This window comes from Pararhizobium antarcticum, from assembly GCF_001885585.1.
GTDB lineage: Bacteria > Pseudomonadota > Alphaproteobacteria > Rhizobiales > Rhizobiaceae > Pararhizobium > Pararhizobium antarcticum.
In genome coordinates this window covers 1-6,496 of sequence record NZ_LSRP01000154.1, presented here as the reverse complement: position 1 = coordinate 6,496, position 6,496 = coordinate 1, and the positions used below count along the sequence as shown (strand labels likewise).

Annotated in this window: 7 protein-coding genes and 1 pseudogene; all 8 read right to left on the bottom strand. The window is 59.2% G+C overall.

Annotated elements, in window-relative coordinates; translation table 11 throughout:
- A partial coding sequence (trbF, locus tag AX760_RS25895; protein ID WP_071835900.1) for a conjugal transfer protein TrbF occupies positions 1-616 on the bottom strand: 616 nt, incomplete at its 3' end.
- Between the two features lie 18 nt (positions 617-634).
- Positions 635-1,792 (bottom strand): annotated as a pseudogene (gene trbL, locus AX760_RS25890) (P-type conjugative transfer protein TrbL).
- Positions 1,793-1,809: 17 nt separating this feature from the next.
- Positions 1,810-2,010 (bottom strand): entry exclusion protein TrbK, encoded by a 201-nt coding sequence (trbK, locus tag AX760_RS25885; protein ID WP_071835899.1) that lies wholly within the window; start codon positions 2,008-2,010, stop codon positions 1,810-1,812.
- Positions 2,007-2,810: a P-type conjugative transfer protein TrbJ gene (gene trbJ, locus AX760_RS25880; protein ID WP_071835898.1), complete on the bottom strand. Its 804-nt coding sequence runs from the start codon at positions 2,808-2,810 to the stop codon at positions 2,007-2,009. The genes trbK and trbJ overlap by 4 nt, the downstream gene beginning before the upstream one ends.
- Positions 2,782-5,238 carry a conjugal transfer protein TrbE gene (locus tag AX760_RS25875; protein ID WP_071835897.1) on the bottom strand — a complete coding sequence of 819 codons (2,457 nt, stop codon included), beginning with the start codon at positions 5,236-5,238 and terminating at the stop codon, positions 2,782-2,784. Before AX760_RS25875 ends, trbJ begins: the two co-directional genes overlap by 29 nt.
- Before the next feature lie 10 nt (positions 5,239-5,248).
- Positions 5,249-5,548, bottom strand: a complete 300-nt coding sequence (locus AX760_RS25870; RefSeq protein ID WP_071835896.1) for a conjugal transfer protein TrbD — start codon at positions 5,546-5,548, stop codon at positions 5,249-5,251.
- Positions 5,541-5,927: a TrbC/VirB2 family protein gene (locus tag AX760_RS25865; RefSeq protein WP_071835895.1), complete on the bottom strand. Its 387-nt coding sequence runs from the start codon at positions 5,925-5,927 to the stop codon at positions 5,541-5,543. Before AX760_RS25865 ends, AX760_RS25870 begins: the two co-directional genes overlap by 8 nt.
- Positions 5,917-6,496, bottom strand: a 580-nt coding sequence (locus tag AX760_RS25860; protein ID WP_175552144.1) for an ATPase, T2SS/T4P/T4SS family, incomplete at its 5' end; no start/stop codon positions are given. The genes AX760_RS25865 and AX760_RS25860, both read right to left, overlap by 11 nt.

Sequence of the window (6,496 nt, the reverse complement as noted above, 5' to 3'; positions counted from 1 at the left end):
GATTGAGGCGGATGATCGCCTCGTCCTGCGGCGCGGTCAGCGTCACCGTCGCGATCCCGCGGAACCGACGCGTGCCGGTTTCCTTGCCCTTTCTATCCCGCTCGTACTCGGTCCAGTCGATCTGGTAGGTTTGGTTGGAAAGGGCGACGATATTGTTGACTTCGATCGAGACCGTCGATGTCTTCGCCTTTTCGAACGGCGAATTGCCCCGAAACCAGGCGTTGACCTTCTGGGTCGACGGATCGGAGGTCCGCAGTAGCGCATAAGTCCGGTCAATATATTGCTTCTGAACAACAGCGTCTGGCGTGATCGACCGAAAGCTTGTTACGAAATTCCCAAGCGTCGCCCGCACGACGCGGGGATCGGCATATTCGATTTGCTGTGGGAAGCCGGCTGAGATCGACGTGCCAAGTTTATCGACCTCGACGATGTAGGGCACCAGCTTGACCTGGGTGCTGAGATACATCGCGTAACTGAAGCCGATCACGGCCATCGAAAGCCCGACAATGCCGACGATCCGCCATGCGCGTGCCGCCTGAACATAGGAGCCGTATCGCTCGGTCCATTCCTGTCGTGCAGCAAGGTACGGACTTTCAGAGCCATGATTTGAAGCCATTACATGCTCCCTTTCTGCTTATAGTTTGTCATTGCGTTCGGGAGACGGTTTTGGCCCGCTGAAACCGCTTCGGCTCTCATCCAGCTTTGCGTTTGCCAGTCCCATGATGGAGCCAGCATAGGCGCCTGGAGATCCAATCGCCTTATCCTTGGCTGCGGAGCCTGCAGCTTTACCGGCGGACCCAATTCCGGAACCCATTCCGCGCAAGGCGGCGCCGCCGACCGACGAACCGGTGGCACGAGCAGCCTGGGCGGCGGCAAAACCGGCGCCCGCAGCACCCGCAGCCAAAAACGCGCCGCCTGCTCCAAAGGAGGCGGCCTGTCCGCCATGGCGGATCGCCTCCATGCCGCCAGACACGGAAGCACCTTGGACAACGCCCTGGATGATGTTCGGCACATACATGGCGATGATAAAGACGACGACGGAAATGCCGGCGATAGCGAGGGTCGTGATGAACTGGTCGGACTCGGCCGTCGGGGCCTAGGCAAGCCCGAGCAAGACTTCCGATCCGATCTTGGCAATCATCACCAGCGCCATGAGCTTCATGCCGACGCCAAAGGCGTAGATCAGGTAACGGATAGCAAAATCCTTAGTGGACGAGGATCCGCCGAGACCAAGCATGATCATGCCGGCAAGAAGGCCGACATACATCTCGACCATGACCGCCACGAAAATAGCCGCGACAAGAGAGAAGCAAATCACCACCACGGCCATCGATAGAACCGCGGCTATCGCCAGGGCATTGTCCTCGAACACGCCGAACTTGGCTTGCTGCGACATTTGCGAGGCAACGCGGATGCCGGCATCGAAGACTTCGGCAGGGGAGGCAGACCCTCCTCCTGCGCCAATCTGGTAGAGACTGTCGACCACGGCGCGGGCGAATGTAGGTCCCTGGTTGAGGACAAAGGCGAAAAAGCCGATGAACATGATGCGGCGGACAAGCTCGGCAAACCAGCTGTCGAGCGAGGCCGCCTGAAGCGCCAGCCATACGGCTGCAATGCCGATTTCGATCCCGGCGAGGATCCAGAACAACGACTTGGCCGCGTCCATAATCGTGGTTTCCCAGCCTTTTGCCGCTGTGGAAACCTGATTTTCCAACTCCGTCAGGACCTGGCCCTGCTGGGCGAAGGCGGGGCCTGCAAGCAGGAGGCACATGAGTGCCGTGAGGAAAAGCATACGTTCGAGATCACTTTTCACCATCGTGGTCGCATCTTCTGGCCCTTTTCAATCGGCGGGGGTTCGTTACTGGAGCCGAAGACCGTCTGGCGGGTGAGCCGTTGTTCCTCGCTTAGGTGAGGTCGTTGAGGCTCGTTGCTCCTTACGACCAATATCGCCGCAGAGGTCGCCGCAGCTGCGACGATCAGCGCTGTGACGAAGATGGCGGGACGGCTCACCACCGGGGCTCCATCTTCTGGCCGCTGGGTATGGTGGTCACCTGCGAATTGAAGAACTTTTCTCGCCGCGCCTGCGCCAGATCCTTGTCAGTCTGTTCGGTCTGAAGCCAGGTGCCCATCATGGTCATCTGCTGGGAAACGAGACCGCGCAACTTTTGCATCTGCGCGACCTGCTGGGCGGCGATTTCATGACCGACCTGCAACGCTTTGACCTGGCCATCAGCCGACTCCGACATGTTGCGAAGCGAACTCATGGTGCTTTCTTCGCTGTCAAACTGATCGGCGGTCAGGCTTGCAGCCTTCAGCGTGCTGCCGATGGTGTCCCGATTGGTGTCCGACCAGTTCTGGTACGTGGTGGAAAAACTCTCCGCATTTGGCAGATTTGACTGCAGATCCGCATAGCTTTTAAAGCGCTGCTTCAACACGTCGTCTGCGTTCCCCATGGAAAACGCGATGCTCTGCCCCTGATCAACGATGCTGCGGAGCTGGTTGAGATCGACTTCGACCTGACCCCAGATGTGGTTGGGCAACTGTGCGGTGTTCTGCAGCATGTTTTCGTAGATCTTCAGCTGGTTCTGGATCTGCTCTGCCAACTGGCTGATCTGGGTGAGCTGATTGTCCACCTGCAAACCCGAGCTCTTCATCAGGTCGATAAGTTGGGCGTTGTTGGCGAGCTGCGTCCACTCGGTGGCAGCGCCTGTTGCTGATCCCGCCTGTACTGTCGTGACGGACGTAAACATCGTTACGGCGATGGTGAGGCCGGAAAGCCATTTATGTGACGTTGAGGTGCGATGCGGCATCGTGGACTCCTCTCGATTGAAGCCAATGGATCGGCCAGTCGCGGCCATGCTCTAAATTCAGCGCGCGAATGCGCTTGAGGTCATCTTTTCCCGAGGCGCCGACAAAACTGAGCGCGACAGGGCCGAGCGACATGTCGAACAGCCGCCGCCCCTCTGGACTCGCGACGTAATATTCGCGCTTCGGGATCGCGTTCGAGACGATCTCGATCTGGCGTTCGTTGAAACCGATCCGCTCGTAGAATTCGCGGGTCCCGGCCTCGCGCGCAGCGCCATTCGGAAGGCAGATCTTGGTCGGGCAAGACTCCTTCAGAACGTCGATGATGCCCGAGCGTTCAGCATCAGAGATCGACTGGGTCGCCAGAACGACCGCGCAGTTCGCCTTGCGCAGCACCTTCAGCCATTCCCGGATCTTGGCGCGAAAAACGGGATGACCGAGCATCAGCCAGGCCTCGTCGAGAATGATCAGGCTTGGGGATCCATCAAGCCGCTTCTCGATCCGGCGAAACAGATAGGTGAGGACCGGCACGAGGCTTCGTTCGCCAAGATTCATAAGCTGTTCGATCTCGAAGCACTGGAAGGCGCGAAGCGTCAGGCCATCCTCTTCCGCATCGAGCAACTGACCCATCGGCCCATCGACGGTGTATTGATGAAGGGCGTCCTTAATTTCGCGCATCTGAACGCCGCTGACGAAATCCGACAGCGACCGTCCCTGCGCGCCGGCCATAAGACCAACCTGCCGTGATATCGCATTTCGATGGTCAGGGGTGATGGTAATGCCCTGCATCGCGACGAGCGTCTCGATCCATTCGCTTGCCCAAGCCCGGTCGCCTTCCGTGGAAAGGTCGAAGAGCGGGCAGAACGACAGTCTCCTTTCACCAATCTCCTGATCGCCGCCGATTTCATAGTGATCGCCGCCGGCAGCCAGTGTTAGCGGCAGAAGGGAACTGCCCTTGTCGAAGGCGAAGATCTGCGCGTGCTCGTAGCGACGGAACTGGGCGGCGATCAAAGCCAGAAGTGTCGATTTGCCTGATCCTGTTGGCCCGAAAATCAGCGTATGCCCGACATCATCGACGTGGAGGTTGAGCCGGAAAGGCGTCGATCCACTTGCCACCTGCATCAGTGGCGGCGCGTTCAGTGGGTAAAAGGGGCAAGGTGCGGTTGGCGATCCCGACCAGACCGAATTGAGCGGAACGAGATCGGCAAGATTGCTGGTGTTGATCAGAGGCTCGCGGATGTTGCAGTACCAGTTGCCCGGTAGGCTCCCGAGATACGCGTCGGTCGCATTCAAGGTCTCGATCCGAGCGCCGAACCCTTCGGCCTGGACCAGACGGCGAATGGCCTCCGCCTTTTCCTGTAACGCTTCCCGGTCGCTATCAAAGAGAACAACGACCGGCGTGTAGTAACCGTAAGCCACGAGTTGAGATGACGCTTGAGCAATCGCGTCCTCGGTCTCAGCCACCATGGTCATGGCGTCCTGATCGACGGACCGGCTCTGGGTCTGAAAAAGCTGGTCGAAGAATGGGCGCACCTTCTGCTGCCATTTCTTGCGTGTGCGCTCGAGCCTCTGCCGCGCCTCTTCGGCGTCCAGGAAGATAAACCGCGACGACCAGCGGTAGGTCAGAGGCATGAGATCGAGACTACCAAGGATCCCAGGCCAGCTTTCAGCCGGCAGCCCATCGATGGCGATCACCCCAAGAAAGCGGTTCTCGACCTTCGGCGTTAATCCGTGCTGGAGTTCTGCTGTTACCAGCCAGTCCAAATACATTGGCATATCGGGAAGACGGACCGGATGGTTCTCGCCCGTGATGCAAAACCGGATAAACTGCATGAGCTCGTCGTACCGGACAATGCGTTCCCCTCCCCGCTCTCTCGTCTCGCGGGTTTCCATGCGCCGGATCGACAGGGTACTGGCCAGATACTGTTCGATCTCGCGGACCGCGTTCTTGAAGATTAGGAGCACGGTGTCCGCATAGGATTTTTTGCGGCTCTCCTCGTCGGAATAGATGTATTTGCTCAGGCCGGTCCTCTTTGATTCCAGGGGACGGTAGGTCAGGATGACAGCATGCCGGCTCTCGAAATGCCCCTGCTCCCGCCTGAAATGCGCCCGGCGCTCGGCGTCGATCGCGCGCGTGACAGGATCGGGAAAATAGCAACGGTCCTCGGACGGATAGTCGACCGTGGGCACGCGAATGGCCTCGACCTGGATCATCCATCCGCTGCCAAGCCGCGACAGAATGGCGTTGATCTGTCGGGACAACTCATTGCGTTCGAGATCGGTGGCACTTTCGGTATCTGGACCGGCAAAGTACCATCCGGCCATCAGGCTGCCGTCCTTCAGCAGAAGAATGCCATTGTCGACCAGGCCCGCATAAGGAACTAGATCGGCGAAGGACGGACCGGTTGTCCTGAACCGTTTGAGAGCGACCATTATCGCCTCCTCAGAATCTGCGCCACGGCGAGGTCGTTGGCCGGTACGTCGGTTTGTAGGCAATATGGCGAAGGTAGATCTGCCGCATCATCGGGTCGGATTTCGCCAAAATGCGCAGCGCGCCGACGATCACGATCCACACCGCAACCCCAAACACGGCCGAATAGACTGTCAACACCACGAAGATCAGGATGACGGCCGCAAGCCCGGTGATCAGCACCAGTTCCCTGTCCGCACCCATCAGAAGGTTCGGACGCGAGAGCGCGCGGTGGATGCGGTTGCGACGGAGGCCTGACATGGAATCAGCCATGAGCGCCCTCCCCTCTTTTGATCGGTGTCGAGGTGCTGAGGGGATCGTGAACCGAACCGATCGAAGCGCCGGTCGCGCCAAAAAGACCGACGATCGTGGTCGCGCCAAGCAGGAGGCCGGCAACAAGCACGATGAAAACCAAGCGCCGCGCAAAATCGTTCAGTTCTCCGCCGAAAATCAACATGCCGCCGGCGATCGCCACCGCCGCAAGCGCGATGTAACCGGCGACCGGACCCGTGATCGACTGCTGGATCTGCTCCAGCGGACCTTCCCATGGAAGACTGCCGCCACCCGAGCTGGCAAATGCAGGTGCCGCGGTCGCGAAGACGATCGACGTTACGCAAACTGTGATTGCGATGGCTGTGCTCTTACGCGACATTGCGCGCCTCCTGTTCTTCCGTGAGTTGATCGGACTGGATCTCGTATTGGCCGTTGAAGAAGCGCTCGACGTGGATGACGTCACGCACGCGCCGTCCCCTGGGCGTTCTCTCAATCGAGATGATGAGATCGACTGCTTCTCCGATCACCTCGTGCATTGGCTGTTGGCTGGCTTCAGCCGTGAGCTGTTCCAATCTTCGCAAGGCCGACATGGCGGTGTTCGAGTGGATGGTCGCGACGCCGCCCGGATGACCGGTGTTCCAGGCCTTCAGAAGCGTAAGTGCGGCTCCGTCGCGGACCTCGCCGACAACTATGCGATCGGGGCGAAGGCGCATGGTGCTCTTCAGCAGACGGGCCATGTCGACGGCATCGCTGGTGTGCAGAAGGACGGCATTTTCGGCCGCGCATTGGATTTCGGCCGTGTCTTCCAGGATAACAAGCCGATCATCGGGTGCGGTCTTGACGATTTCGGCGATGACCGCGTTAGCGAGCGTTGTTTTACCCGAGCCCGTGCCGCCGGAAATGATGATGTTCAAGCGCGAAGAGATTGCACTTCTGATCGTTGCGGCT